The 25568-nt window shown below is 69.6% G+C and carries 24 protein-coding genes and 1 tRNA gene; 11 read left to right on the forward strand and 14 right to left on the reverse strand.

Going from position 1 to position 25568, the window contains the following annotated elements:
* Window positions 1-30 precede the first annotated feature (30 nt).
* Entirely contained in the window at window positions 31-2349 is a 2319-nt protein-coding gene (locus tag D473_RS0120600; RefSeq protein WP_017610937.1) for a DEAD/DEAH box helicase, read from the reverse strand.
* Window positions 2350-2581: 232 nt separating this feature from the next.
* On the opposite strand from D473_RS0120600, the gene D473_RS0120605 reads away from it, so the two are divergent.
* Window positions 2582-2929, forward strand: a complete 348-nt coding sequence (locus D473_RS0120605) for an STAS domain-containing protein (protein ID WP_017610938.1) — start codon at window positions 2582-2584, stop codon at window positions 2927-2929.
* Window positions 2930-2942: 13 nt separating this feature from the next.
* Window positions 2943-3491, forward strand: a complete 549-nt coding sequence (locus D473_RS0120610; protein WP_017610939.1) for an ATP-binding protein — start codon at window positions 2943-2945, stop codon at window positions 3489-3491.
* Window positions 3492-3598: 107 nt separating this feature from the next.
* On the opposite strand, the gene D473_RS0120615 is transcribed toward D473_RS0120610, so the two are convergent.
* The 3 genes from D473_RS0120615 to nth form a co-directional block, all read right to left on the reverse strand.
* Window positions 3599-4777: a MarP family serine protease gene (locus tag D473_RS0120615; protein WP_017610940.1), complete on the reverse strand. Its 1179-nt coding sequence runs from the start codon at window positions 4775-4777 to the stop codon at window positions 3599-3601.
* A 21-nt stretch (window positions 4778-4798) separates the two neighbouring features.
* Window positions 4799-5452 (reverse strand): NUDIX hydrolase, encoded by a 654-nt coding sequence (locus tag D473_RS0120620; RefSeq protein WP_017610941.1) that lies wholly within the window; start codon window positions 5450-5452, stop codon window positions 4799-4801.
* A gap of 117 nt (window positions 5453-5569) precedes the next feature.
* Window positions 5570-6304: an endonuclease III gene (gene nth / locus D473_RS0120625; RefSeq protein WP_026127153.1), complete on the reverse strand. Its 735-nt coding sequence runs from the start codon at window positions 6302-6304 to the stop codon at window positions 5570-5572.
* Window positions 6305-6585: 281 nt separating this feature from the next.
* Between nth and D473_RS0120630 the strand changes: the two genes are divergently transcribed.
* On the forward strand, window positions 6586-7272 hold the full coding sequence (locus tag D473_RS0120630; protein WP_017578423.1) for a Crp/Fnr family transcriptional regulator: 687 nt from the start codon (window positions 6586-6588) through the stop codon (window positions 7270-7272).
* A 112-nt stretch (window positions 7273-7384) separates the two neighbouring features.
* Here D473_RS0120630 and D473_RS0120635 read toward each other — a convergent pair whose 3' ends face one another.
* The 4 genes from D473_RS0120635 to D473_RS26805 all read right to left on the reverse strand — a co-directional run bounded on the left by D473_RS0120635 (window position 7385) and on the right by D473_RS26805 (window position 9758).
* Window positions 7385-8191 carry an MBL fold metallo-hydrolase gene (locus D473_RS0120635; protein ID WP_017610943.1) on the reverse strand — a complete coding sequence of 269 codons (807 nt, stop codon included), beginning with the start codon at window positions 8189-8191 and terminating at the stop codon, window positions 7385-7387.
* A 53-nt stretch (window positions 8192-8244) separates the two neighbouring features.
* Window positions 8245-9057: an NUDIX hydrolase gene (locus D473_RS0120640; RefSeq protein WP_017610944.1), complete on the reverse strand. Its 813-nt coding sequence runs from the start codon at window positions 9055-9057 to the stop codon at window positions 8245-8247.
* 66 nt (window positions 9058-9123) lie between these two features.
* Entirely contained in the window at window positions 9124-9585 is a 462-nt protein-coding gene (locus D473_RS0120645; RefSeq protein ID WP_017610945.1) for a RidA family protein, read from the reverse strand.
* Window positions 9585-9758, reverse strand: coding sequence for a DUF4177 domain-containing protein (locus tag D473_RS26805; RefSeq protein ID WP_017610946.1), 174 nt, complete (start codon window positions 9756-9758; stop codon window positions 9585-9587). The genes D473_RS0120645 and D473_RS26805 overlap by 1 nt, the downstream gene beginning before the upstream one ends.
* A gap of 141 nt (window positions 9759-9899) precedes the next feature.
* On the opposite strand from D473_RS26805, the gene D473_RS0120655 reads away from it, so the two are divergent.
* Window positions 9900-10946: an ArsA-related P-loop ATPase gene (locus D473_RS0120655; RefSeq protein ID WP_017610947.1), complete on the forward strand. Its 1047-nt coding sequence runs from the start codon at window positions 9900-9902 to the stop codon at window positions 10944-10946.
* A gap of 23 nt (window positions 10947-10969) precedes the next feature.
* Complete coding sequence (locus D473_RS0120660; RefSeq protein WP_193373308.1) at window positions 10970-12118, forward strand: ArsA family ATPase; 1149 nt, start codon at window positions 10970-10972, stop codon at window positions 12116-12118.
* 94 nt (window positions 12119-12212) lie between these two features.
* On the opposite strand, the gene D473_RS0120665 is transcribed toward D473_RS0120660, so the two are convergent.
* On the reverse strand, window positions 12213-12515 hold the full coding sequence (locus D473_RS0120665; protein WP_017610949.1) for a WhiB family transcriptional regulator: 303 nt from the start codon (window positions 12513-12515) through the stop codon (window positions 12213-12215).
* 435 nt (window positions 12516-12950) lie between these two features.
* Here D473_RS0120665 and D473_RS0120670 point away from each other — a divergent pair, with 435 nt between their 5' ends.
* The gene (locus tag D473_RS0120670) at window positions 12951-15335 is read left to right on the forward strand and encodes a transglycosylase domain-containing protein (protein ID WP_017610950.1); all 2385 of its coding nucleotides are present in this window, start codon (window positions 12951-12953) and stop codon (window positions 15333-15335) included.
* A 63-nt stretch (window positions 15336-15398) separates the two neighbouring features.
* On the opposite strand, the gene D473_RS0120675 is transcribed toward D473_RS0120670, so the two are convergent.
* On the reverse strand, window positions 15399-15854 hold the full coding sequence (locus tag D473_RS0120675) for a GatB/YqeY domain-containing protein (protein ID WP_017610951.1): 456 nt from the start codon (window positions 15852-15854) through the stop codon (window positions 15399-15401).
* Window positions 15855-15956: 102 nt separating this feature from the next.
* Between D473_RS0120675 and D473_RS0120680 the strand changes: the two genes are divergently transcribed.
* Both D473_RS0120680 and D473_RS0120685 read left to right on the forward strand, forming a co-directional pair.
* A complete protein-coding gene (locus D473_RS0120680) occupies window positions 15957-16874 on the forward strand; it encodes a metallophosphoesterase (RefSeq protein WP_017610952.1) in 918 nt (305 codons plus the stop codon).
* Between the two features lie 88 nt (window positions 16875-16962).
* Window positions 16963-17036, forward strand: a tRNA-Pro gene (locus tag D473_RS0120685).
* Between the two features lie 232 nt (window positions 17037-17268).
* Here D473_RS0120685 and D473_RS26160 read toward each other — a convergent pair.
* The 4 genes from D473_RS26160 to D473_RS27760 form a co-directional block, all read right to left on the reverse strand.
* Window positions 17269-18126, reverse strand: coding sequence for a CPBP family intramembrane glutamic endopeptidase (locus tag D473_RS26160; RefSeq protein WP_017610953.1), 858 nt, complete (start codon window positions 18124-18126; stop codon window positions 17269-17271).
* 155 nt (window positions 18127-18281) lie between these two features.
* On the reverse strand, window positions 18282-18803 hold the full coding sequence (locus D473_RS0120695; RefSeq protein ID WP_017610954.1) for a lytic polysaccharide monooxygenase auxiliary activity family 9 protein: 522 nt from the start codon (window positions 18801-18803) through the stop codon (window positions 18282-18284).
* 404 nt (window positions 18804-19207) lie between these two features.
* Window positions 19208-22240: a BTAD domain-containing putative transcriptional regulator gene (locus D473_RS0120700; RefSeq protein ID WP_241474843.1), complete on the reverse strand. Its 3033-nt coding sequence runs from the start codon at window positions 22238-22240 to the stop codon at window positions 19208-19210.
* A gap of 137 nt (window positions 22241-22377) precedes the next feature.
* Window positions 22378-22524, reverse strand: a complete 147-nt coding sequence (locus D473_RS27760) for a hypothetical protein (RefSeq protein WP_193373309.1) — start codon at window positions 22522-22524, stop codon at window positions 22378-22380.
* A gap of 561 nt (window positions 22525-23085) precedes the next feature.
* On the opposite strand from D473_RS27760, the gene D473_RS0120710 reads away from it, so the two are divergent.
* The 3 genes from D473_RS0120710 (at window position 23086) to D473_RS0120720 (ending at window position 25384) form a co-directional block, all read left to right on the forward strand.
* Entirely contained in the window at window positions 23086-23592 is a 507-nt protein-coding gene (locus D473_RS0120710) for an NUDIX hydrolase (protein ID WP_017610957.1), read from the forward strand.
* A 173-nt stretch (window positions 23593-23765) separates the two neighbouring features.
* Window positions 23766-24176 carry a membrane protein gene (locus D473_RS0120715; protein ID WP_017610958.1) on the forward strand — a complete coding sequence of 137 codons (411 nt, stop codon included), beginning with the start codon at window positions 23766-23768 and terminating at the stop codon, window positions 24174-24176.
* 359 nt (window positions 24177-24535) lie between these two features.
* Complete coding sequence (locus tag D473_RS0120720; protein WP_026127154.1) at window positions 24536-25384, forward strand: DUF2786 domain-containing protein; 849 nt, start codon at window positions 24536-24538, stop codon at window positions 25382-25384.
* Window positions 25385-25568 lie beyond the last annotated feature (184 nt).

Below are 25568 nucleotides of genomic sequence, written 5' to 3' on the forward strand. Positions count from 1 at the left end.
GCACAGGAGATACCGGAGGCCCGAAACGCCTCAGGAATCGTCCACCGCCTGTGAACGTCCGCCGTCCTCCCCGATCACCGCGTCGAGCAACCGCAGGGCTCCGGCCTTGTCCAAGGGCTCGTTCCCGTTTCCGCACTTGGGCGACTGGATGCACGAGGGACAGCCCTGCTCGCACTCGCAGTCGGCGATGGCACCGCGCGTGGCGACCAGCCACTCCCGGGCAGCGGTGTAACCGCGCTCGGCGAAACCTGCGCCGCCCTCGTACCCGTCGTAGACGAACACGGTCGGCTTCCCGGTGTCCCCGTGCACGGAAGTGGACACACCACCGATGTCCCAACGGTCACAGGTCGCCAGAAGCGGCAGCAGACCGATGGCCGCGTGCTCGGCGGCGTGCGCGGAACCCAAGAGCGGTACGTCCTGCCCCCGCAGCCGTTGTTCGGCGTCCGCGGGCAGGGTCCACCACACGGCGCGGGTGTCGAGGACGCGTTCGGGCAGATCCAACGGTTGCTCCCCGAGAACGGACCCGGTGCGCACGTCCCGTTTCAAGTACCCGACGACCTGCTGCACCACATGGACCTCGCCGAAGTGCACGACGGCGCCACTGGGCCAGGTCCGGCTGCGCAGGGTCCGGCGCACGGTGATGTCGGTGGTGTCCCGCGCCCAGGTGCTGTAGGGCGGATCCTCGGCGTGCACGAGCGCCACCCCCTCGTCGAGGTCGAGGTCGTCGACGAGGTAGGTCTCTCCCTGGTGGAGGTAGACCGCGCCCGGGTGCACGGTCCCGTGGGACGCCGCCTCGTCGATCTCACCGAGCAGCCGACCGCTCGCGGTGTCGACGATCTGGATCCGGTTCCCACCGGAACCACGGATATCAGCGAGGTCACTGGCGCGTTCATGGCTCGTCCAGAACCAGCCGCGCGGCCGCCGCCGCAACATTCTCTCGCGGACGAGTGCGTCGAGCCGCTCCTCGGTGTTCGGTCCGAAGAGAGGGAAGTCCGACCGGGTGATCGGGATCTCCTGAGCGGCCGCGCACAGGTGGGGACCGAGGATGTGCGGGTTTTCCGGATCCAGGACCGTAGCCTCCACCGGTTGGCCGAAAATCGCCGTCGGGTGGTGGGCGAGGTACGTGTCCAGAGGGTCGTCGCGAGCGATGAAGGCAGCCAGAGCGTCGTCGCCGCCGCGTCCGGCGCGTCCCGCCTGTTGCCACAGTGACGCCCGGGTCCCGGGCCAGCCGGTGATGAGCACCGCGTCGAGTCCGCTGATGTCCACCCCCAGTTCGAGGGCGTTGGTGCTGGCCAGCCCGAGCAGCGATCCGGTACGCAGGGCATTCTCGAGTTCACGCCGCTCGGTGGCCAGGTACCCGCCGCGGTAGGCGGCCACCCGCTCGGCCAGGCCGGGTTCGCCGCGGTCGTGCAGGATGCGTTGCGCTCCGAGGGCGACCACCTCGGCGCCCTGCCGCGAGCGCACGAACACCAGCGTGCGCATCCCCTCGTGTACCAGGTCGGCGAGCATCTCGGCCGCCTGGGAGGGCGCGGTCCGCCGGATCGGCGCCCCGTTCTCGCCGACCAGGTCGGTCAGTTCCGGTTCCACCAGCGCCACCGACATCGCCGGTCGCGGGGAACCGTCCTCGGTCACGGCGGTGACCTCGGCCCCGGTCAGCCGCGAGGCGCTCTCGGCCGGGCTGCCCGAGGTCGCCGAGGCCAGCACGAACGTGGGTTCGGACCGGTAGCGCGCACAGATCCGCCGGAGCCGGCGCAGGATCAGCGCGACGTGGGAGCCGAACACCCCCCGGTAGTGGTGGGCCTCGTCGACGACCACGTACTTCAGTCGCCGCAGGAAGCGCGACCAGGCCCCGTGCCGGGGCAGCATCCCGTGGTGGAGCATGTCGGGGTTGGTGAGTACGTAGGTGGCGTGCTCGCGGACCCATCGGCGGTCCTCGGCGGGGGTGTCACCGTCATATACGGCTGCCCTGACCTCCGGGAGCTCCAGGTCCGATATCCAGCGCAACTGGTCATGTGCGAGCGCTTTGGTCGGCGAGAGATAAAGTACGGTCCCGCCCGCGTCGATCGCCTCCACAGCGGGCATGACGAACGAGAGTGACTTTCCCGAAGCAGTACCCGTGGCTATGATCACATCACGGCCGGAGCGGGCCAGGTCTGCGGCGGTGACCTGATGGGACCACGGTTCTGTGATCCCCCGGGCCACCAGGCGTTCGACCAGGGGCGGGGCCACCCAATCCGGCCAGTCCCCGCTCTCCCCCTCGCTCCGGGCCACCCGCTCGATGTGGGTGACCTGCGGGTACCGGGTATCGTCACGCCACACCCCGGGGAGCACGGGCTCCGACCGTTCCACGCGAGAACCTCCTCACCGGATCTCGTTCCCGGCCCACGAGGCCCCGAACGAGGGTGGGGCACTGGTGGACATCGGTTTCAGTGTGACACCCGGGGGAAGATGGCGCGGTGTCACGGTTTTCCTGTGCATCACAGGAAGACTCACCTGGCACCCGTGGTTGAATGCGTGCTGGTGGGGTAACGCCCGGCAGAGATCATTCGCGATGAATTCGCGGTTCGGCGCTGGAGGACTAGTGGACTTGAAGCTTGATCATTACACCGAGGGCGACACCGAGATCGTCGTCGTTGAGGGTGAGATCGATGTCTATACCGCGCCCCGGCTCCGCGAGCTGCTGATCGACCTGGTCAACAAGGGCAACTTCCACCTCGTGGTGAACATGGAGAAAGTGGAGTTCCTGGATTCGACCGGCCTCGGTGTGCTCGTGGGCGGGCTGAAGCGTGTCCGTGCGCACGACGGGACACTGGACCTGGTGTGCACGCAGGAGCGCATCCTCAAGATTTTCCGGATCACCGGCCTGACCAAGGTCTTCGGTATCCACAACACGGTCCAGGAAGCCATCGACAAGCGTTCGTCGAAGTAGCCCCGAGCGAGCGATGGCAACCATCACGCTCACGATCAGCGCGCTCCCGGCCCACGTACGGACGGCGCGGCTCATGGCCGCGACGGTCGCCCGCCGGGCCGGTATCGCCGCCTCCGCGATCGACGAGATCAGGCTGGCGGTCGGAGAGGCGTGTTCCCGGGCGGTGGCCGCACACAAGGTCCACTGCCCCACACAGCCGATCCTGCTCCAACTGATCGACAGCAGCGGACCCGACACGTCCTCGGAGACCGGTGACGGCACCGCTGAGAAACTCCTGCGTGCCAACGGCATCACCACACGGCGCTTCGAGGTCGTCGTCACCGACTGTGCCCCCGCGAAGGGGAACGAGGAATCGGCCGAGCCGCCGGCCATCGACGGGTTGTTCCTCGACGGCGACGACACCCCTCCCGGCGGGATCTCCGGATTCTCGCCCGGTCTGGGTCTCGCGGTCATCACGGGCTTGGCCGACGAGGTCAAGATCGACCCCAACGACGACGGCACGGTCGTACGCATGAGCTGGCCCGTGCTCCCGGACCCCTCTCCGGAACCGGGTGCGAACTAGGGCCGAACGACGACGTACGAAGGGGCGCCTCTCCCGATCGGGAGGGGCGCCCCTTCGTCGTCGCGGGGCCGAACCGCCGACGCCCGTCGGTGCCGGGGACCGGTGGGTCAGTCGCAGCGTTCCGACGTCACCTCGGTGTCGTTCTCGAGGCCCTCGCGGGCGTTGTCCGCGACCTCGTCCGCGGTGAGCACATAGCCGGTCTCGTCCTCGTTCGTGGCGGCCGCGAAGACCACCCCGTAGACGCTGCCGTCGGGCCCCAGGAGCGGCCCGCCCGAGTTGCCCGGGCGCACGACCGCACGCACCTGGTAGATCTCCCTGCTCACCTGGGTCTGGTGGTAGAAGTCCGGCCCTTGAGCCGTCTGTTGAGCCCTGATACGCGCTGGAACGGCCGTGAAGCCACTGTTGCGGGGGAACCCGGCCACGACGGCGTCGGCGCCCTGTCCGACTTCGTGGTCGAATTCCAGGGGCTCCAGGTCGAGGCCGGGCACCTGCAGCACCGCGAGGTCCTGCTCGGCGTCGAAGAGCACCAGGGTGGCGTCGAGCTGGTGTCCGTCGCGGGTGACCACGCGCATGTCGTCGGTGACACCGGCAACGACGTGGGCGTTGGTCATGATGCGGTCGTCGCCGTAGGCGAACCCGGTGCCCTCGACCCTGCGCTGGCAGGAGGGCGCGGTGCCGAGGACCTTGACGACGCTGCGGCTGGAGTCGATGAGCTCGGGGGTGGTGAGCACGTCCGGGTCGGGCGGCTCCACCTCGGCGAGTTCGCCGGTGCCGAGGCCGCTGAAGACCTGTGGGAAGGCACTCTGGTCGACGATGCTGCGGAACTCGGAGAAGCCCTGGTGGGCGGACTCGGGCATGAGGGAGTCCACCGACTGCAGGACACGTGAGTCCTTGACCTGTTGGGCGACCATCGGCAGTGCAGAGTTCGCGACGGTACTGCCGATGAACCAGGCCACCAGCAGCACCGACAGTCCGCTGACCAGTGCACCGCCGATGGCGTCCAGGACCCGGGCGGAGTCCCAGGTGACCTGGTTGCGTACGAGGGTGCCCAGGTACGAGGACAAGAACTGGCCGAGCGCCGCGGCCAGGAAGACCACGGCTATGGCGAGCAGGGCCTGTTGGCCGGGGGCCTCGAGCCACCCCTGGATGAGGTCGGGCGCGGTCAGAGCGGCGAGGATCCCCCCGCCGATGAATCCGGCGAAACTGAACACCCCGACGATGAACCCCTGCCTGTAGCCGGTGATGGCGAACAGCAGGAGCAGGACGACCAGGACCAGGTCGAGCACAGTGCCCTCCAAACGTGAGCGTCAGCCGACCGGCCGGAGACCTTGCGGGGTCACTTCGAACACATCGGTGAGACCCTCCCTGCGCCAAGGAAGTTCCCACCCGCCGAGGGCCAGGAGCCGGTCGACGATCGCTCCGGTGAAACCCCACACGAGCATGCCGTCGACGCGGAAGCCCGGACCCCACCGGGGCCCGTCCCCGTAGCGGACCACGACGCGGTTGTCGGGGGCGGCCAGGTCGGCTACGGGCACCCGGGAGACGGCGTCGACCTCGCCGGTGTCGGTGGGGCGCACCTCGGACGGCTCGCGCCACCAGCCCAGGAAGGGGGCGACACGGAAATCGCTGAACCTCAGGTAGAGCTCGGGGAGGCGTCCCACGACGTCGACCCCCGTCGGAATCAGACCGGTCTCCTCCTGGGCCTCACGCAGTGCGGCCGCCTCCCGGGAGGCGTCGGTGACCTCGACACGCCCGCCGGGGAAGGCGGGCTGGCCCGCGTGTCGGCGCAGACCGGCGTTGCGCTGGATGAACAGCAGATCGGGCCCGGCGGGGCCCTCTCCGAAGAGGATGAGGACGGCCGAGTCACGGCCGCCGGTGGCGGGGGGACGCATCTGCTTGGGAACCGTCATGGTCTGGGCGGAGTCCGCGAGCGCGGCCATCCAGAGCGGGGTCGGGTTCATGCTGGGACCTGTTCCGGGGGGTGTCGCGCCGTTGTGTGGACTGTCAACAGAGTACAAACCACGGCCGTGTGCTTCCCGGCCCGGCCGGAATCCTGTGGACAACTCCTGCCCCGCCCTTCAGGCGAAGGAGCGCATCTTCAGGAGCTTGGTGGCGGTGGCCTCGTCGGTAGGGCCCTCCCCGAAGGAGGGGCACAGCGGCGCCAGCACACACGCGCCGCAGGCGGGTTTGCGGGCGTGGCAGACCCGGCGCCCGTGCCAGACCACACGGTGTGACAGCATCGTCCAGTCGCGCTTGGGGAACAGTGCGCCGACGGCGTGCTCGACCCTGACCGGATCCGTCTCATTGGTCCAACCGAAACGGCGGGCCAGACGCCCGAAATGGGTGTCGACCGTGATCCCTGGCACATCGAAGGCGTTACCGAGCAGTACATTTGCGGTCTTACGTCCTACACCGGGTAGTTTGACCAGGTCTGCGAGGTTTCCCGGAACCTCGCCGCCGTGCCGCTCGCACAGCTCCTGGCCGAGCCCGATGAGGTTGTTGGTCTTGGCCCGGAAGAAACCGGTCGGACGGATCATCTCCTCCAGCTCCTCACGCCGGGCCGAGGCATAGGCCTCGGCATCGGGGTAACGGGCGAAGAGGGCCGGGGTGGTCTGGTTGACGCGCTTGTCGGTGCACTGAGCAGACAGGATCGTGGCGACCAGCAGCTCCAATGGCGTGGTGAAGTTCAGCTCGGCGTGGGCGTCCGGGTGGAGCTCGCTGAGCTCGCGGTACATCTTGCGTGCGCGGCGCACCAACGCCAGGCGGCTCTCACCGGTGGGGGTGACCGTCTCCGAGGTCGTGTCACGAGGCATCGCCACAGGGTAGACGCCCGGTGCACGCTGCGGTCCCGCGTACGGTCCCGCGAGGTGGTTCCGGACAACGAGCCGCTCGGCGTCCGGGATCATGTGGCCAATGTCCGGTGGCACGGCGCGGACAGCCCTGAAACAGGCCGATTTACGACTAGGATCACATGGGCTGACGTCGGCTGTTGTGGGCACGTTGTCTCCCGGCGGACAAGCCGAGGTAACGGCCTGGTTTCACACCCGGGTGCGATATACGTCACACTGTTGACGGTCAGGTTTTAGGAGGACGTGTGGTGGACGAAGTCAACGAGGTGCTGCGGAAGGCCCCTCTGTTCGAGGCGCTGGACGAAGAGGACGCGGCAGCACTCCGCTCCTCCGTGAGCGAGGTCCGTCTGGGCCGCGGCCAGACCCTCTTCAACGAGGGCGACGAGGGCGACCGCCTGTACGTGATCCTCAGCGGAAAGGTGAAACTGACCCGCACGGCCGTGGACGGCCGGGAGAATCTTCTCGGCGTGCTCGGCCCCAGTGAGATGTTCGGTGAGCTCTCCCTGTTCGACCCGCGACCGCGCACAGCGAGCGCCGTCGCCGTCACCGACGCGGTACTGGCCGGTCTGGGCCACGACGACCTGCGCCCCTTCCTCTCCAGCCGCCCGCACGTGTCGCTCCAGCTGCTCAAGGCACTGGCTGCCCGTCTGCGCCGGACCAACGACGTCATGGCCGACCTGGTCTTCACCGACGTCCCCGGCCGTGTGGCCAAGGCCCTTCTGGAGCTGGCCGACAAGTTCGGCAAGGAGGGTGAGGACGGCCTCCACGTGCACCACGACCTGACGCAGGAGGAGCTCGCCCAGCTGGTCGGCGCCTCCCGCGAGACGGTCAACAAGGCACTGGCCGAGTTCGCGCTCCGTGGCTGGCTGCGTATCGAGGCCAAGGCCGTCGTGCTGATGGACGTCGAGCGCATGCGCCGCCGCGCCCGCTAGAGCGGCCGCGAAGGGCCGCAGAACGGAACCGAGGGCCCCGAGCCGCCGGGACGCGGTGCGCGTCCCGGGGGTTCGGGGCCCTCGGCCCTGTTCGGGGCTTGCCAAGCCCGGGTCAGTCCCCGGCGCCCCCGGGCAGCTCGCCGAGCGTGGCCAGGTACCGGATCTGGGCCCGCACCGACGCCAGGGCCGCGAACCTGATCTCCTCGGACACGTCCGGGTAGACGCGTGCGGCGACTTCCTCGACGGTGGACGCACCCGCGTCCACCGCTTCCCGCACCTGCTCCAAGCGCGACTCACGGTGGTCGATGTAGTGCTGCAGCGCTTGCGCAGGCGCGTTGAGGACCGGGCCGTGGCCTGGCAGCAGCGCACGCACGCCGTGCTCCTCCACGAGGTCGCGCAACCGGTACAACGACCGCATGTACGGGGCGAGGCCGTCGTCGCCGTCGATGACGGTCGTGCCGTGGCCCAGGACGGTGTCGCCCGTCAGGAGGGCCCCGTCGGCCTCCAGGAGGAAGCAGACGGAGTCGTCGGTGTGCCCGGGCGTGGCCACCACCCCGAGCTCCAGTCCTTCCACAGTGAGCCTCTGACCGTCCCGCAGGCCCTCCCCGGCCACGCGCACGTCCGGATCGACCGCGTGGACGGGCGCTCCGGTCAACTCCGACAGGTAGGGAGCACCGTCGGCGTGATCGGGGTGGCGATGGGTGAGCAACCCGGCCATGATCCGGGCACCCTGCTCCTGGACGGTGCGGGCCACACGTTCGAGGTGTCGCTCGTCGTCGGGCCCGGGGTCGACGACGACGGCTCCGAGGGACCCGGGTGCCCTCAGGACCCAGGTGTTGGTCCCGTCGAGTGTCATCGGACCCGGGTTCGGGCACAGCACACAACCGGCCCGTAGCGTGCCGGAACCGTCGATCCTCATCACACCTCGCTTCGCTCACCCGGGCCGGCGGGACCCGGCCGCGGCCGGAGGGTCTACCCGAGGGCGAACTCGACGCCGCTGGGCAGGACGGCCCAGACTTTTCCGTCCTTCTCCCGGATTTCCGGCTCGATGGGGACGATATCCCGTCGGGCTTCCCACACCCCGTCGAGGGTTCCCCGCTCGGCGACCTCGGCGCAGCTGGCGATGGTCGGCGGCAACATCGGCATGCGCCCGGCCGCCCACTCGTCCTGGACCGCGGCGGGGTCGCACCACTGGGTCAGGTCGGCTTCCCCGCCCACGTCGCGGGGTTCCTGACCGGGTGGGAGCTCGGCGACGAAGAAGAAGGTGTCGTAGCGGCGCTTCTCGGCCTCGGGGGTGATCCACCGGGCCCAGGCGCGCAACCACTCGGAACGCAGCACCAGGCCGCGCCGGGCCAGGACCTCGGTGAAGGACCGGGACCGGTCGATCAGCCCGAGGCGGTCGCGTTCCCAGTCCGCTGTCGTGGTGTCGACGGTGATGGCGTCCCCGCCGGCACGCTCGGGTTCACTGGCCAACAGGACACCGGTCTCCTCGAAGGTCTCGCGCACAGCGGCGCATACCAGGGCCCGGGCCATGGGCACGTCGGTTCCGAGTCGTTCGGCCCACTCGGCGGGGCCGGGACCGGTCCAGGGCAGGTTCCCGTCCGCGTCGCGCCCGTCCACCCCGCCCCCGGGGAACACGAAGGCCCCCGGGGCGAAGCCCATGGACTCGACCCTGCGCATGAGCAGGACCTCCATGCCGCCGGCCGCCGCGCCCGCCGCCGACGGGCGCAGCAGCATGACGGTAGCGGCGGGACGGGCCGGGGCGACGCCATGGTCCTCGGGCATCGACGCTTCCTCCTTCTGATCGAAAAGTCGCGCCGGGCCCGAGGCACTCATACGTGGAGAAACCGCTCAGCGGGCCTCGACGATCATCTCAACCTCGACCGGGGCGTCCAGCGGCAGGGCGGCCACACCGACGGCGCTGCGCGCGTGCACACCCGCGTCGCCGAAGACCTTGCCGACCAGTTCGCTCGCACCGTTGATCACACCGGGCTGACCGGTGAAGTCCGGGCTGCTCGCCACGAAACCGACGAGTTTGACGACCCGGGTCACACGGGCGAGGTCGCCCAGCTCGGCACGCACCGCGGCGATGCCGTTGAGTGCGCACCGGGCGGCCAGTTCCTGCGCGGTCTCCGGGTCGACCTCGGCACCGACCTTGCCGGTGGCGGGCAGCTCGCCCTCGACGAAGGGGAGCTGGCCCGACACGTACACGTGGTCCCCGGTGCGCACCGTGGGCACATAGGCCGCGACGGGAGCGGTGAGCTCGGGCAGGACCATCCCGAGCTCGGCGAGGCGCTCCTCGGGCGTGGCCATCAGACTTCCCGCTTCATGTAGGCGACGTACTGCTGGTTGCGGGGATCGGTGCCCTCCGGCAGGGGGGCAGGGACGACGGAGACGAGCTCCCAGCCGTCCTGGCCCCAGTTGTCCAGGATCTGCTTGGTGGCGTGCGACAGCAGCGCCACGGTCTGGTACTCCCACTTGGTCATACGGCTTCCCCCATCGGTTCTCCGGGCGGTCCCTCGGACCGCTTCTCGACGCCGCTCACCCTACTTTCCCGAGGCCGGTCGCGCGCCGTCGCACGGGCCCGATCCGCCCTGCCCCGGCGGCCCCCGCATAGACTTCATGGGGTGAGCGAGCCTGAGCACCGAGCATCCGGATCCTGGCACACGTGCGCCGGCGCACGCCTGCACGTCGTCACCGGCAAGGGCGGCACGGGGAAGACCACGGCGGCCGCCGCGCTCGCGGCCGCGCTGGCCTCCGGCGGCGGCCGGGTCCTGCTCGTGGAGGTCGAGGGGCGCCAGGGTGTGGCATCGCTGCTCGAGCGGTCCCCCCTGCCCTACGAGGAACGCCCGATGCTGTCGGCCCCGGGAGGCGGCACCGTGTCGGTGCTGGCGGCCGACCCCGAGGCCGCGCTCAAGGAGTACCTGGAGCTCTTCCACGGCATGCGCCGGGCCGGTCGGGCGCTGAGCCGCCTGGGCGCGGTGGACTTCGCCACCACGGTCGCTCCCGGGCTGCGCGACGTGCTGCTCACCGGGAAGGCCACCGAGGCGGTACGGCGCCGCAAGGGTCACCGCGGCCACCCCTCCTCCGCGCCGTCCGGGGCCCCGTTCGCCTACGACGCCGTGGTGATGGACGCCCCTCCCACGGGCCGGATCGCTCGCTTCCTCGATGTCAATGCGGAGGTCGCCGGGTTGGCCAAGGTCGGGCCGGTCCACGACCACGCGGAGCAGGCCGCCGGGATCATCCGGTCGGAGTGCACCCGGGTGCACTTCGTGACCCTCCTGGAGGAGATGCCCGCGCAGGAGACCCGTGACGGCCTCGACGGAATCTCCTCCCTCGGCCTGAACGCGGGCGCGGTACTGGTCAACATGGTGCGGCCGGAGCTCCTCGACACGGCCGGGCTCGAGGCGGCCCGCACGAACACCCTGGACCGCGGGGCTCTGGCCGCCGGGCTGACCGCCGCGGACCTGCCCGACCCCGAGGGCCTGGCCGCCGGGCTCGAGGGCGAACTGCACACCCACGCCGTCCGTACCGGTCTCGAGGCCGGGGTCCGGGACGGGTTGGCCTCCCTGGGGCCCCCGGTTCTGGAACTGCCCCGCCTGGAACACGCCACCGGCGAGGAGGCCGTCCAGCGCCTGGCCCGCGCGCTGACCGAACAGGGGGTGGGCCGTTGAACCCCGCGGACGGGACCGGTCCCATGGACGTGGACGCGCTCCTGGACGACCCCGCACGCCGCGTCGTGGTCTGTTGCGGGGCGGGCGGGGTCGGCAAGACCACCACCGCGGCGGCGTTGGGGTTGCGCGCGGCCGAACGCGGACGACGGGCCGTGGTCATCACCGTCGACCCGGCCCGTCGGCTGGCGCAGTCCATGGGGTTGGGGTCCCTCGGCAACACACCGTGCCGGGTGCCGCTGCCCGAGGGCACCCCGGGCGGGCTGCACGCCATGATGCTCGACATGAAGCGCACGTTCGACCAGGTCGTGGAGGAGCACGCCGATCCGGATCGGGCGCGTCAGATCATGGACAACCCGTTCTACGAGACCCTGTCGACGAGTTTCTCGGGAACCCAGGAGTACATGGCCATGGAGCGGCTCGGGCAGCTGCGTGAGTCCGGTGAGTGGGACCTCATCGTGGTCGACACCCCGCCCAGCCGGTCGGCTCTGGACTTCCTGGACGCCCCCGAGCGGTTGGGACGGTTCCTGGACGGAAAGCTCATGCGGTTCCTGACCGCGCCGGCGGGTTCGGGGCCGCTGCGGTTCCTGGGGGCCGGTGTGGGCATGGTGACGTCGATGGTCGGCAAGCTCGTGGGAGCGCAGTTCCTGAACGATCTGCGCTCGTTCACCTCGGCGTTCGAGGCGGTGTTCGGCGGGTTCCAGGAACGCGCCGAACGTACCTACCGGCTGCTGCAGGACCCGGGGACGGCCTTCGTGGTGGTGGCCGCGCCCGAACCCGACGCGATGCGTGAGGCCGCGTTCTTCGTGCGTCGCCTGGCCTCGGACGGTATGCCGCTTGCGGGTCTGGTACTCAACCGGACCCATCCCCTTCCGGACGGCCCGGCCGCACGGCTGGGCCCCGAGGAGGCGGAGCGGGCCGCGCAGACCCTGGCCGGGACCGGGGAGCATCCGGTGGCCGAGGCGGCGTTGCGGTTGCACGCCGCGCGTGCTCGCACGCGCGGGCGGGAACTGCTGCTGCGCGAGCGGCTGCTCACCGCGCATCCGTGCGTGCGGGTCTCGGAAGTGGCTGCTCTGGCCGGTGACGTGCACGGCCTCACGGGACTGCGCCGGGTCGGGGACCGTCTGGCGGGTGCGGGACCCTCCGGCGAGGGTCCGGCCGACGGGACGGGGTGACCGCGGCCGACGGCTCGCAGTGAGGTTCGGGACCACGCCGGGGAGGCACCGCGGCGCTCGGGTCCGCAGCGGGGGCCGGGGGCCAGGACGCGGATCAGTACTGGGCCGCGGCGTAACGTGCTGGGTCCTCGCCCTGCCGGTCGGCCTGTTCCAGGAGGTCGCCCCAGTCGTCCACCTCGGGGTGCTTGCGCAGGAGGGCTCGGCGCTCCCGCTCGGTCATCCCGCCCCAGACACCGAACTCGACCCGGTGTTCGAGGGCGTCGGTGAGGCACTCGATCCGTACCGGACAACCCCGGCAGACGAGCTTGGCCGTGTTCTGCGCGGCTCCGCTGACGAACAGCGTGTCCGGGTCGAGGTCACGGCACAGGGCCCGGGTGATCCATTGGTCGGTCCGCATTTGCCCGCACTCCCCAATCGTCGTGCTCGCGGGGTCCAAGAGGTGTCCGCACTCTGGTTGAGTGGAGGGCGAGGCCCCCGTCGTCGTGTGGGGTGTTCGATATCCGGTGTGGCATCGCCCACCCACCCCCATGGCCTCGAACGTACGGATTCGTGACCCGTGCCAACAGAACCCACTCGACCCCCTTTGCGTCCAACCGAATATGGCCCGTCCGGGCCATTGCGTGGCAAGCCGTCACCGGTGAACAGGAGTGCGGCCACCGCGGTCGACGAGCCCGGTGAGCAGGGGTCCGGTCCGAGACCGTGACAAGATGGACTCGGGGAACGAGGCGCGCGACGGTGTGGGTATTTGGTGTGGTTCAGACCTTTCCTGGGTGGAACACACCACTTCGAGCACGCACGGGCACTTAGTCTTGATGGGGTGGGTCAGGGGACATTGCTTCAGAGAATCAGCCAACTGGTAGTCGTCAGTGCCATAGCCGGGTTTCTGGTCGCCGCACTGGCGCTCCCGGCCGTCGGCGGACTGGGAATCACCGCACGCAATGTCGCGGTCGGCTTCCTGGACATGCCCAGCAACCTGGAGACGCCGCCTCCCCCGCAGCGCTCCACCATCTACGACGCCGACGACAACGTCGTCGCCGAGGTCTTCGACCAGAACCGTGAACTCGTCGAGCTCGACGACATCTCGGACGAGATGGTCCACGCGATCCTCGCCATCGAGGACTCCAGCTTCTACGAGCACGGAGGTCTCGACATCTCCGGCACGCTCCGCGCTGCCATCCGCACCATGGGCGGCGACACCGAGGGTGCCTCCTCCCTCACCCAGCAGTACGTCAAGAACGTGCAGATCGAAGCCGCCACCTCTCAGGAGGAGCTCGAGGAGGCCCGCGAGACGACCATCGCCCGCAAGATCCGGGAACTGCGCTACGCGGTCGCCCTGGAGCAGCGGATGAGCAAGGACGAGATCCTCGAGGGCTACCTCAACATCGCCTACTTCAGCGACGGCGCCTACGGCGTGGAGTCGGCCGCACAGCACTACTTCCAGAAGCCCGCGAGCGACCTCGAGGTCCACGAGGCCGCCACCATCGCGGGGCTGGTCCGTTACCCCTACCTGTACAACCCGCGTTTCTTCCCCGAGCAGAGTGTCGATCGCCGCGACGTCGTCATCGACCGCATGTCCACGGTCGGTTACATCACCGAGGCCGAGGCCGAGGAAGCCAAGCAGGAGGAGCTCGAACTCGACCTGGAGACCCCTCCCAACGGCTGTGTCCCCAGCGACCAGCCCTTCTTCTGCGACTTCGTGGTGCAGGAGATCGAGAAGGACGAACGCTACGGGCCCGACGAGACCGAGCGGGCGCGCTGGCTGCGCACCGCCGGACTCGACATCCACACGACCCTCGACCCGCAGACGCAGGAAGCCGGCCAGGAGGCCGTGGACAAGTGGGTCCCGCGCGAGAACGAGTCCCGCAAGGTCGCTGCCCAGGTCGTCATCGAACCCGGGACCGGCCGCGTGCTCGGCATGATGCAGAGCCGCAACTTCGGGCCCGACGAGGGCAATATCGGCGAGACCTCCATCAACTTCACCACCGGTTCCGACCGCGGCGGCAGCACCGGTTTCCAGGCCGGATCGACGTTCAAGCCGATCACCCTCGCCGCCGCTCTCGACCAGGGCAAACCTTTCAGCACGAATTACAACTCGCCCGGTTCCACGACCGTCAGCGGACAACGCTCCTGCAACGGCGGGACCTTGCCGCCCTGGTCACTGAGCAACGCGGGCGAGAGCGACGGCGGAAACCACAACATGATCTCGGGGACCCAGCAGTCCTCCAACACCTACTTCGCCCAGCTCCAGGCGAGCGTGGGGTTGTGCGAGACCATCGAGATGGCCGAGACCCTCGGCCTCCATCGGGCCGACGGCACGAAGTTCACGGAGAACGAGAACACCCTCGCCAACAACAGCTTCACCCTCGGCAGTGAGGAGGTCGCCCCGATCGATCTCGCCAGTGCCTATGCCACGTTCGCCTCCGGCGGTCAGCTGTGCGAGCCGCAGGCCATCGACCGCATCGAGGACCGTCAGGCCGACACCACGATCGAGATCGAGCCCGAGTGCGAGCAGGTCATCGACGAGGAGGTCGCAGATGGGGTGAGCTTCCTGCTGACGCAGACCTTCAAGAGCGGGGGCACCGCCAGCGGCCTCGGCATCGGCCGTCCCGCCGGCGGCAAGACCGGTTCCACCGACGGCACCGCGGCCGCCTGGTTCGCCGGTTTCACTCCCCAGATGGCCGGTTCCGTCTTCGTCGGCGACCCGCGCGGCCCGCAGCAGTACCCGCTGCGCAACGTCAGCTTCGGCGGGCGCTCCTACGGCCAGGTCTACGGCGGCACCGTCCCCGGACCGATCTGGCAGGAGACCTTCGAGGGCGCCCACGAGGGCCTCGAGGAGGAGAGCCTGGCCTCGCCGCCGTCGCAGTTCGGCTCGACCTCCGGTGGGGGCGGCGGCTCCGGCGACGGCCCGGACGGGGACGCCAGCCCGACCAGTGACGACCAGAGTGTGCCCAACGTCGTCGGCCAGGACGAGTCCGCGGCCGTGGCCAACCTGGAGGACTCCGGATACCAGGTCAACGTCTCCGGCACCCGCGTCGCCTCCGAGCACTCCGAGGGCACCGTCGCCGCGGTCAACCCGGATCCCGGCACGACCCTGCCCGAGGGCGCGACCGTCAACGTGTTCCTGAGCGAGAGCGGCGGCGGTTCCGCGGCGGGCCCGGGCGGCCTGCACCCGGTCCAGCCCGCCCTGCCCTCGGCCCCGCGCGAGGGGTACTTCTAGGGGCACACACGAAACGCCCGGCACCGGACCAGTTCCGGTGCCGGGCGTTCGTCGTCCGTGCGGTCAGGAGGTGAGCTGCCGCTTGACCTCGGCGGCCACACGGGAACCCTCGGCCCGGCCGGCCACACGCGGATTGACCACCTTCATGACCTGGCCCATCTCCTTGGGGCCCTGCGCCCCGGTCTCACCGATGGCCGAGGAGACCAACTCGGCCAGTTCCTCATCGGTAAGCTGCTTGGGCAGGTAGTCCGAAATGACCTCGCTCTCGGCCCGCTCGGCCTCGGCCTGGTCGGCTCGTCCGCCCTTCTCGAACGCCTCGGCCGCTTCCCGACGCTTCTTGGCCTCACGGGTCAGCAGCTTGATGACCTCGGCATCATCGAGGTCGCGTTGGGAGGACCCCGCCGCCTCTTCCGTGGAGATGGCGGCCAGGACCATGCGCAGGGTGCCCGTACGCACCTTGTCGCGCGCCTTGATGGCGGTGGTCAGGTCGTTCTTGAGGCGGTCTTTGAGTTCGGACATGGCACAGATCCTACGGTGGCCGGGACGAGGCCACCATCTGTTTGCCGCCCGGTGCCACACGGCCGGCGGAGGCCGCAGGACCAACGACGAAGGAGACCCCGGATGGGCGACGGCCGACGACTGACACGCCGGATCGGGCGGGCGGCAGCCGTGACCGGTGCCGTCGGGGCGGCCGGGCTGGTCTATGCCTCGGTCATCGAGCGCAACTGGTTCCGGCTGCGCCACTACGAGCTGCCCCTGTTGCCCCCGGGGAGCCCGCGCCTGCGTGTGCTGCACCTGTCGGACGCACACCTGACCCCCGGACGGCGGATGCTCATCGACTGGATCCGGGGCCTGGAGGCGCATGAACCCGATGTGGTGATCAACACAGGCGATTCCCTGGCCCACCCCGATGCCGTCGGCCCCTTCGTCGACGCCCTCGGGCCGTTGCTCGACCGGCCGGGTGCGTTCGTGTACGGCTCCAACGACCTGTTCTCCCCGCAGTTCAAGAACCCCGCGCGGTACCTGTGGCGGACCAGCAAGCACGACTACAACAAGCGGCACGTGCCCGACCTGCCCTGGCGTGACCTGGGTTCGGCGATGACCTCCGCGGGCTGGCTGGATCTCAACAACCACAAGGGCCGGCTCGAGGCCAACGGGGTCTCGGTGGCGCTCGCAGGGGTACACGACTCCCACATCAAGCTCGACCGGTACGACGACGTGGCCGGGCCGGCCGACCCGGAGGCGGACGTGCGCCTGGGTGTGCTGCACTCACCCGAACCGGCGAACCTGTCCCGGTTCAGCGCCGACGGATACCAGCTGCTGATGGCCGGGCACACCCACGGCGGGCAACTGTGCCTGCCCTTCTACGGGACGCTCGTGACCAACTGCGGTATCGACCGGGTGCGCGCCTGGGGGCTGCACCCGTACGAGGACTCCTGGGTGCACGTGTCCGGCGGCCTGGGGACCTCGCCGTACGCTCCCGTGCGGTTCTGCTGCCGCCCGGAGGCCTCGCTCCTGGACCTCGTTCCTTCGGCCTGAGCCGCCCGGTGTGTCCGGGCCCCGACCAGGCCGGACGCACCGATGTGCGAAGCACTCCCCGTGTCAGTTAGAATCGTGGGTGTTGCTTCGGGGTGTAGCGCAGCTTGGTAGCGCGCTTCGTTCGGGACGAAGAGGTCGTGGGTTCGAATCCCGCCACCCCGACAGAGGCAGATGCCCGGCAAGGTCTTCCTTGCCGGGCATTTTTGCGTTTCAGGGCCTTCGGGGGTTCGAATGGCCCGTCCGTTCGCGGACGGCACGGAGACGATCATCCCTCGGCCCGCGCAGAGGCTCCCCGAGCCACGGCAAGCCGTTGCCGTCCACTCGCCCACCTGGTGCTCGGAGAGCCCGTTCCTCGTCGTGTTGATGACGCGGCACCCGGCGAGCACCGCTCCGGTCACGGCTGTGGGCTTCGGCGGTGGGCGAGTGTTCCGCGGGTGAACACGACGGCGAGGCCGGCCAGGAGCACCCACACGCCGGCTTTGAGCGCGTCGAAGAACAGGAATCCGGGCGGCTCGAAGGAGAACGCGTCCTGGTAGATCCATCCGGACGCGTTCTCCGTCGTGTGCAGCAGCGCGACGGCCAGGAGGCTGCCGCCGGTGCGGTTGAACAACCACGTGTAGAAGAACGCCGCCGCCGTCACGCTGACGAAGAAGACCATGTTCCCGGACGCCCACCCCTGCTCCCCGAACCCCAGGGGCAGATGCCAGGCGGACCACATGAGGCCTACGAGTGAGCTCGCGGCGAGCGGCCCGTGCCGCTCCTGCAACCGTGGCAGGGCCAGACCGCGCCAACCGAACTCCTCCCCCAGCCCCGCGAGGACGAAGACGGCGGCGAAGTTGACGGCCGCGTTCACCAGCGATGCCGTCGAGGGCGCTGCGGCCTGGCCCGGGAAGGCGAGGAAGGCCACGGCGTAGGCGGCCACCAGGAAACACGACGGTACGCCGACGAGGGCGATCAGGTGGACCCGGGCCGGAGCTCCCACGCGCAGGATCCCGGATGCGAGGGCCCGCGCGCCTGCTGTTCCGTGTGCGGTGAGCACCACGAGGAATGCGCACACGCTGGGACCGACGAGGACCAGCGGCGCCATTCGGGACAGGGCCTCGCCGCCGTCCATGGTGAGGAACAGGTAGGACCAGCTCAGGGCCAGGAGCAAGGTGTAGAAGACGGCGACCCGGTGGCGGTCGACGAACTCGGAGAATCTTCCGAAGGGTCCGTCCTGACCGGCCTTCCTCGCATGGCCCGCGTCCGCCATCGCCGCCCCTCCCCTCCGGGCCGCAGAAGCCCGGTTCCATGTTCACGTCCGCCCACGGGGGTGACAAGGACGATGACCGGTCGAGGCCGGGTGGAGAGGCCTCGGAGGAGCACGGAGGGCCGGTCCCGCGGGACCGGCCCTCCGTCGTGGCGGGGTTACAGGGCGCCGACGTTCACGTCGATGCAGGCGTAGAAGGCGTTGGCGGTGTCGGCGACGTTCCAGCGGGCCAGGATGGTCTGCTCACCGCTGTAGCCCGACAGGTCGACGTCGTGCGTGAAGTTGTCCGGCGGCTGGGCGCCCTCGTCGTCGAAGCTGTCGACGAGTTCGCCGTCGATGAAGTACTCCCACTCGGCGCTGGAGTGGTTGGCGGTGATGGTCCACTCCAGGCTCGCGGTGGTGCCCACCGGGGTGACGTCCCACCCGTAGCTGTCGTCGTCGAGCTCGGAGAAGATCTCGTTGCCGCCGGAGCAGCTCATCAGACCCTTGGGGCCCTCGACGCTCTGCGGCTCCCACTGGATCGGTCCGCAGTCGACGACACCGGCGGCGCACTGGGCCTGGCGGCTGGGGGGATCGGAGACGTAGCCGTGCGCGCTGGCGGTACCGGCCGGCATGAGGGCGAAGATGAGCGCGGTGGATCCGGCGACCGCGGCGGAGGAGCGGAGAACTCGGTTCGTCATGTGCGAAGCCCTTCTCGTCGGGTCACGGCCTCTGAGGGGGTCTCGGGCCGTAGCGGGGGTGACCCGGGCCCGTCGGCCCAGGGCGGGCGGAGCGCCGAAGCGGGGTCGGACAAGCACCCGCGTCGGTGCGGACGGCGTCGCCCCGGCGCTTTTCGGGCGTTCCCAGAAAGCGCCTTCCACCCGATGCGGAAAACAGTAAAGACCCCTTATAGAAGAGTCAAGGCTCTGCCCGTTCTCCGTACACGCAGGGGCAGGCAGTGCCACCCCCGGCAGTTCAGAGGGGCACGCCCCGCCCCGCACCGGTACGTGCGCACCCGAAGGCCGAAAGGGCGCCACGAACTGGAAATATTATTAACAGATGGGGATCCGGTCTGCCGGAACCAGGGCCGCCTGGTCCGCGGTCCTCACTCGAAAGACAGAGTTTCCTCACTCCACGAGCGAGCGGCCCCGGCACCCGGGGAACGGCGCGCGAGCTCCCTCCGGGCACGCTCGGCGTCGGCCAGATCCAGGTCGGTCAGGATCCGCACGGCCGAGGTGAGCAGCGCACACGCCCGCTCGTCGCCGACCACGGGCGCGGGCAGACCGCCGAGGGCGAGCGCGGCCTTGGCCGAGATGTACTGCTCCTCCCGCTCCTCGGCCAGCGCGAGTGCCTTGTCCAGGGCACGGGCCGCCTCGTCGTTGCGGCCGGCCGCGCCGTAGGTGATCCCGAGGTCGGTGAGGATCTCCGCGTCCCCACTGTGGTCGCCCACGGCGTCGGCCAGCTCCAGGGCAGCGGCGTGTTCCTCCACCGACCTCTCCCAGTTCCCGGAGAGCCGGTGGGCCTTGCCCAGGGAGTTGTGCACGTAGATCCGGTTGCCGGCCAGGGACAGCTTCGTGGACAGCTCCAGGGCCTCTCCCAGATCGGCGAAGGCCCCCTCGGTGTCACCCAGCGCGGCCCGAGCCTCACCCATCACCCGGCGGGTGTGCGCGGCCGTCTCCTCCAGGTCCGGGCCCGAAGCGCGCTCCATGGCCTGCCCGGCGCAGTGGAGGGCCTCCTCGTACTGGCCCAGGCTCTGCCGCAGCACGGCCAGGTTCCCCCACTGCAGGGACTCGATGTCGGTGTTGCCGATGGCCGCCGCGTGCTCCAACGCCTCCTCGATCGCCTCGGCCGATTCCGCGAAGCGCCCGACCCGCTCGTAGACCATGCCCAGGTTCGCGTTGACACGCAGGATCCCCATGCTGTCGTCGAGCCCGACGAGGATTCCGCGCGCCTGCGACAGCAGGTCCATGGCCTCCCCGAACCGGCCGGAGATGTAGTGGGCGATACCGAGGCCGATGAGGGTGACCGCACGTCCCCGGCCGCTGCCCTGCTGCTCGCTCACCTGCAGCGCACGCTGGTGCGAACTCACCAGGAGCGCCATGTGCCCCCGCAAGGCGTAGAACCGCCACACCAGGTCGGCCATGCGCCAGGCGTGGTCACCGAAGTCCCCGGAGGCGAAGAACTCGATGGCGTCGGCGAGGTTCTCGTGGTGGAGGGAGAACCAGCGCTCGGCGTCCTCACGGGTGGACAGATCGCTGCGGTGGGTGCGGTGCGCGGAACTTTCGTACTCCTCGGCCACCCGTGGCCCGAGCAGGTCGGCACCCCTGCGGGCGGTGTCGAGGTAGTAGTGCGCCAGGGACAGGCGTGCACTCTCGACGGTCTCCTCGCCGAGCACCGGTTCGGCCCGGATCCGGCAGAAGTCCTTGATGAGGTCGTGCAGACGGTAGACGTCGCTCTGGGGTTCGGAGAGCAGGTACATACCGACGAGCTCCTGGAGCATGTCGTCGGCCTCGTCCACGCTGGTGCCGAGCAGCGCCGCGGCGCCGGTGAGGTCCACGGTGTCGCCGATCATCATCCCCAGGATCAGGAAGGCGTGCCGCTGCTCACCGTTGAGGCTCTGGTAGGAGAGGTCGATCGCCGACTCGACGCTCTGTCCCTCCACCTGGAGTTCGCGCAGTCGGCGGTCGCGTTCGCTGAGCCGGCGTGCCACGTGCGCGAACGACCACCGCGGGCGGCTCAGCATCCGCCCGGCCACGACCCGCAGGGCCAGGGGGAGGCCACCGCACAGGCGGGCGATGGCTCGGGCACTGTCGGGTTCGTCCTCCACACGGGACGCCCCCAGCACCTTGGACAACAGCTCCAACGAGGACTCCTCGTCGAACATCCCGAGGGAGACGAACTGGGCCCCGCTGAGCCCGCTGATGTCCTTGCGCGCGGTGATGACCGTCAGCGATCCGGGGGAAGACAGCACGAGCGGACTCGCCTGGGCGACGTTGAAGGTGTTGTCGAGGATCAGCATCACCCGGCGGTCCGCCATCGTGGCGCGCCACAGAGCCGAACGTTCGTCCAGGGACTCGGGCACGGCCTCGGGTGCGACCCCCACCGCCCTCAACAGGGCCCCGAGCGCGGACGAGGCGCTCAGCGGTCCACGGTCGGTGTTGTAGCCGTACAGGTCGATGAAGAGCTGGCCGTCGGGGTAGTGCTCGGCGGCCTCGTGCCCGAAGTGGACGGCCGTGGTGGTCTTGCCCTCGCCGCCGCTTCCGGTGATCACACAGACCTGGGCGCGGTCCCCACCGCCGTCCACGAGATCGCGCATGCGGATCAGGTCCTGCTCGCGGCCGGTGAAGTCGGGCAGGTCGCGGGGCAGGTCGTTGCGGACGACGTAGGTGTCGGAGACCGTCGCGGGCTCGTCCGGGGCCGCACGTCCGACTGTCGGCGCCTCCTCACGCAGGATGCGCGCGTGCAGGTCCATGACGTCGGCGCCGGGGTCCACGCCCAGTTCTTCGACCAGACCGGAACGGAACTCCTCGTAGGCGGTGAGCGCCTTGGCCCGGTCGTTGTCGTGCCACAAGGCGGTGATGAGCAGGTGGTGGAGCCGCTCGCGGAAGGGTTCGCCGCGGGTGAGCGGGGTCAGGCGCGCGACGACGTCGCCGGCCCGGCCGAGGGCGAGCGCGTGTTCGGCCCACGCGGTGACGGCGGCCCAGCGTTCCTCCAGCAGCGGGGAGACCACGGAGTAGGCGAGGTGTTCCGAGCCCACCCCGGAGAACGGGGCGCCGCGCCAGCACCGCAGGGATTGTTCGAGCAGTCGGGCGGCCTCGTGCGCGGGGGCACCGGCGGCGCGGTCGCGCAGGCGGCGGAACCGGTGCAGGTCGACGCTCTCCGGGTCGACGTCGAGGACGTAACCGCCGGACGTGGTGGTGATGGTGTCCGGCAGCAGCCGCCTGAGGTGGGAGATCTGCACCTGGATGACCGACCGGGCGGTGCGGGGCGGATCGTCGCTCCAGAGGTAGCCGATGAGTTGGTCGAAGGTGACCTCCCGTCCGAGGTGCACCAGGAGCGCGCCGAGCACACAACGCTGGCGCGGCCCGCCCACTGTGACCGGGCGGCCGCCGTCCCAGACGGTTATGGGGCCGAGCACACTGAATTCCACAACGGGTCAGCCTAGCAAGGCGAATTGGCGCAAAGGAGAAATGCGCACAAGAAAAGCGGTCCCGAGTATCCCCCTCCGAAACGATACTCGGGACCGCGACCCGTAGCCGTGGTCGGCCTCGCGGTCTACTGCTCCTCCGAGGGGGCCTCCTCCTGCGGGGATTCCTCCTCCGGCGTGCTCTTGCCGGGCTCGGGCTCCTCCAGAGGGCGCATCTTCGCGGCCGGCCGGACGTCGGCCACAAGGCGCTCGAACTCCTCGTCGACAGTGAGCATCTTCGGCACTCGGACCCCTCTCCTGATAGCGCTCGCGTAGATGCGCAAAGTGGCTCTACGCCGTCGATCGATCATCACATCGGCCCCGTCTCCGGGATGGCGTGGCCACCCGCGGTGCCTCCGCCTTCACGAACACCGCGGGTGGCATGTGCCCGGTGAACTCCGCATGGTGTGACCCCGCGAGCCGTCCTCTCGCGGGCACCGTCCGCGTCGAACACCTTCGACACTAGAGAGATCTTCTTACAGGAAGCTTTCAGTCCACTTTCAAGGGGCGGTGAACCGAATGTGTCACGGACGGTCGCGTGATGAGCACCCCATGCCCGCTCCCGATTCGATGAAACTCTGCCCGGACGGCCCGGACTTCCCGAGGGATCCCCTCTCGGGGCGTCCGCTCTTTACGGCCATACAACTACTCTCAAAATGGCATATCCGATACCCGTTCGCAGATCCGAACCCGCGAACCGCTCCGATCGGCCCCCACCACAGGGCATGATCGTGCCAGGGATGTCGTTGTGCAGAGAACGGGGCACGAGACACCGGACGCGAAGGAGGACTGCCCGTATGCAGGACGGTGACGGTAACGGCTGGGTGCGCCTGCCCGACGGCTCCTACCGATGGGGCCTTTACGGCGCGGCCGGCCTGCTGCTCCACGCCACCGATCCCGAGGGGGCCGGGCACGTGCTGCTGCAGCACCGTGCTGGATGGACCCATATGGGTGGAACCTGGGGTATTCCGGGCGGGGCGCGCAACCGCGACGAGACGCCCCTGGAAGCGGCCGTACGCGAGTTCCGCGAGGAGGTGGCCGGCGACCTGTCCGACTACACGGTCCTGGGCACCTACGAGCACGACCTGACGCAATGGCGCTACGACACGTTCCTCCTCGGGCTGGCCTCGATGGTGCCGTTCCGGGTCGGCAACTCCGAGAGCAACGAGATCCGCTGGGTCCCGGTGGACGAAGCCGAGTCCCTGCCCCTGATGCCGGCGTTCCGATCCGCTTGGCAGGACCTGCGCGCCGGGCTCGGGGCCGCTCCGGTGAGCGACGCCGTGCCGGGTGCGGGCACTTCCTGAACCGTTCGCTCGTTGTCACCGTGCGGCCCCGTGACTCAGGAACCGGCATCAGAGCTCCCGATCGGGGGAAAGTCAGGGGCGGGCCCTGATGCGCCCGGAGCCAGGACGTTGCATGCTGAAAGGGACGACCCGGTCAAGAGCGGGCGTCACGCGATTCGACTGGAGCGGTAGTCATGACGCTGGAGCGCGGTAGCGCATTCACCCCGGTGGCCTCGGCAACGATGGTCTGGCCGTGGGCCCTGTCCCTCATGGGCGGCGCCGCGGGTGGCGCCCTGTTCTTCCTGTTCAACCTCGGCGCCGGGGCCCTGGCCTCCGGCCTCGGTGCGGCTGTGATCTTTTTCGCGCTGTTCGGGGGTGTCGGCGGCGTGGTCAGCAAGAAGAGCGATCGCCGTGGTCGCCGCTGGGCCGCCTCCTACCCGTTCCGGTACGCGGCCGTGCCGGGCGTCGTCGGCGGCGCGGGATACGGCCTCGTACAGATGCTGAGCGCGTCCGTCCTGGGCGGCCTGTTCGGCGGCCTGTTCGTCGCCGCTGCCATCTGGATCACCGTGGGCCTCATTGCGACCCTGGTCGGCGAGAAGAAGTAACGGCTCCGGCACGCACCCGTCCGCCCCGGAGCCGTGTCTCGGGAGGCCACGGGCGGAACCGGCCGTGTCAGCCCAGGGCGAACGCCCCGCTGCGGTGGGGCATCGCGCCATGTCCGGGACCACCCCGAGATGAACGTACATGCGAGGAACCGAGGTCCGTGTGACCCGGTCGGGTGGAACGCCTGAGTTCTGTTCGATGGGCGTCTTCCGTCGCACAGCAGGTCGAGTGCCCGCCGAGCAGCCCCTAAGCTCGACAGGTCTACCGAATGTTCATACACACGACGTTCGGGAACGAGGCCGTCCGCACGCAAGCCCATGGGAGACGACCGGCGCCGATGACTGAAGCTGCCCGTCAGAAGATGGTCGAGCGGGTCCGAGGGCTCCTTCGCATGGCGGAGGACCCCTCGGTCACCGATGCCGAGAGCCAGGCCTTCACCGCCAAGGCCGCCGAGCTCATGACCCGCCACGCGATCCAGGAGGCCGAGGCCCGCGCCGAGCGGGGCGAGGAGCCGGACGCGATCAGCCGCATGGACCACGTGGTCAGCGGTGCGGGCGGTCATGGGAAGGCCCGGGTACGGGCACTGGCTGATATCGCCGCCGCCTACGGCTGCCAGTCGGCGGTGCGCGGCAACACCTCCGACACCACCGAGCGCACCATCATCCTGGTGGGCACGGTGGACTCCCTGGAAGCCCTGCAACTGCTCTTCCCGTCGATCTCCAACCAGATGGAGGCCTCGGCGAAGTTCATGAGTTCCATACACGTGGCCAACATCAGGGAACTGCGCAATTACACGCGCTCGGTGCTGGAGACCGAACGCAAGCGTTACTACCGCTCGTTCGTGCGCGCTTACGGTCAGGCCGTCGCCGAACGTATCCGCGAGTTCCGGGCCCGTATGCAGGAGAGCGCCGGGACCCCGGACGCCGATTCGGGGCCGGAGGGTTCGAGTTCGCAGGAGCAGTCCTCCCGGGGCACGGACCTCGTTCTGCGCGAGGATGTGCACCGGGTCCAGGAGGAGTTCCAGAAACAGTTCCCGCAGTTGCGCAAGCACCGCCCCGAGCGCACGCACAGCGCCGCCGGGTACCGCGCCGGCTATCGGCGGGGGCAACAGGCGGAGCTGGGCCTGGAGACCCCCGTGGAGAGCGGCGAGGACAACACCTCGTCCCTTCCCGAGAGCGCCGAAACGGCCGGGCAGAGTTCCACAGGCTGATGTGGGGCCCGCGCACAGGAGGGCTTCCCAGAAGTTTTCCACAGGCTGTGCATGAAGCGCACCAGTGAGCATTTCCGCACGTCATGCTGGATTTTCTAGGACAGATACCGCCTGATTCGGCCCTTTCCAGGGATGATGACCCCGAGTTGTCCACAGGCCTGGAAGGCAGCCTGTGGATAACTTT

The sequence above is a fragment of the Nocardiopsis xinjiangensis YIM 90004 genome, from assembly GCF_000341145.1.
Lineage (GTDB): Bacteria > Actinomycetota > Actinomycetes > Streptosporangiales > Streptosporangiaceae > Nocardiopsis > Nocardiopsis xinjiangensis.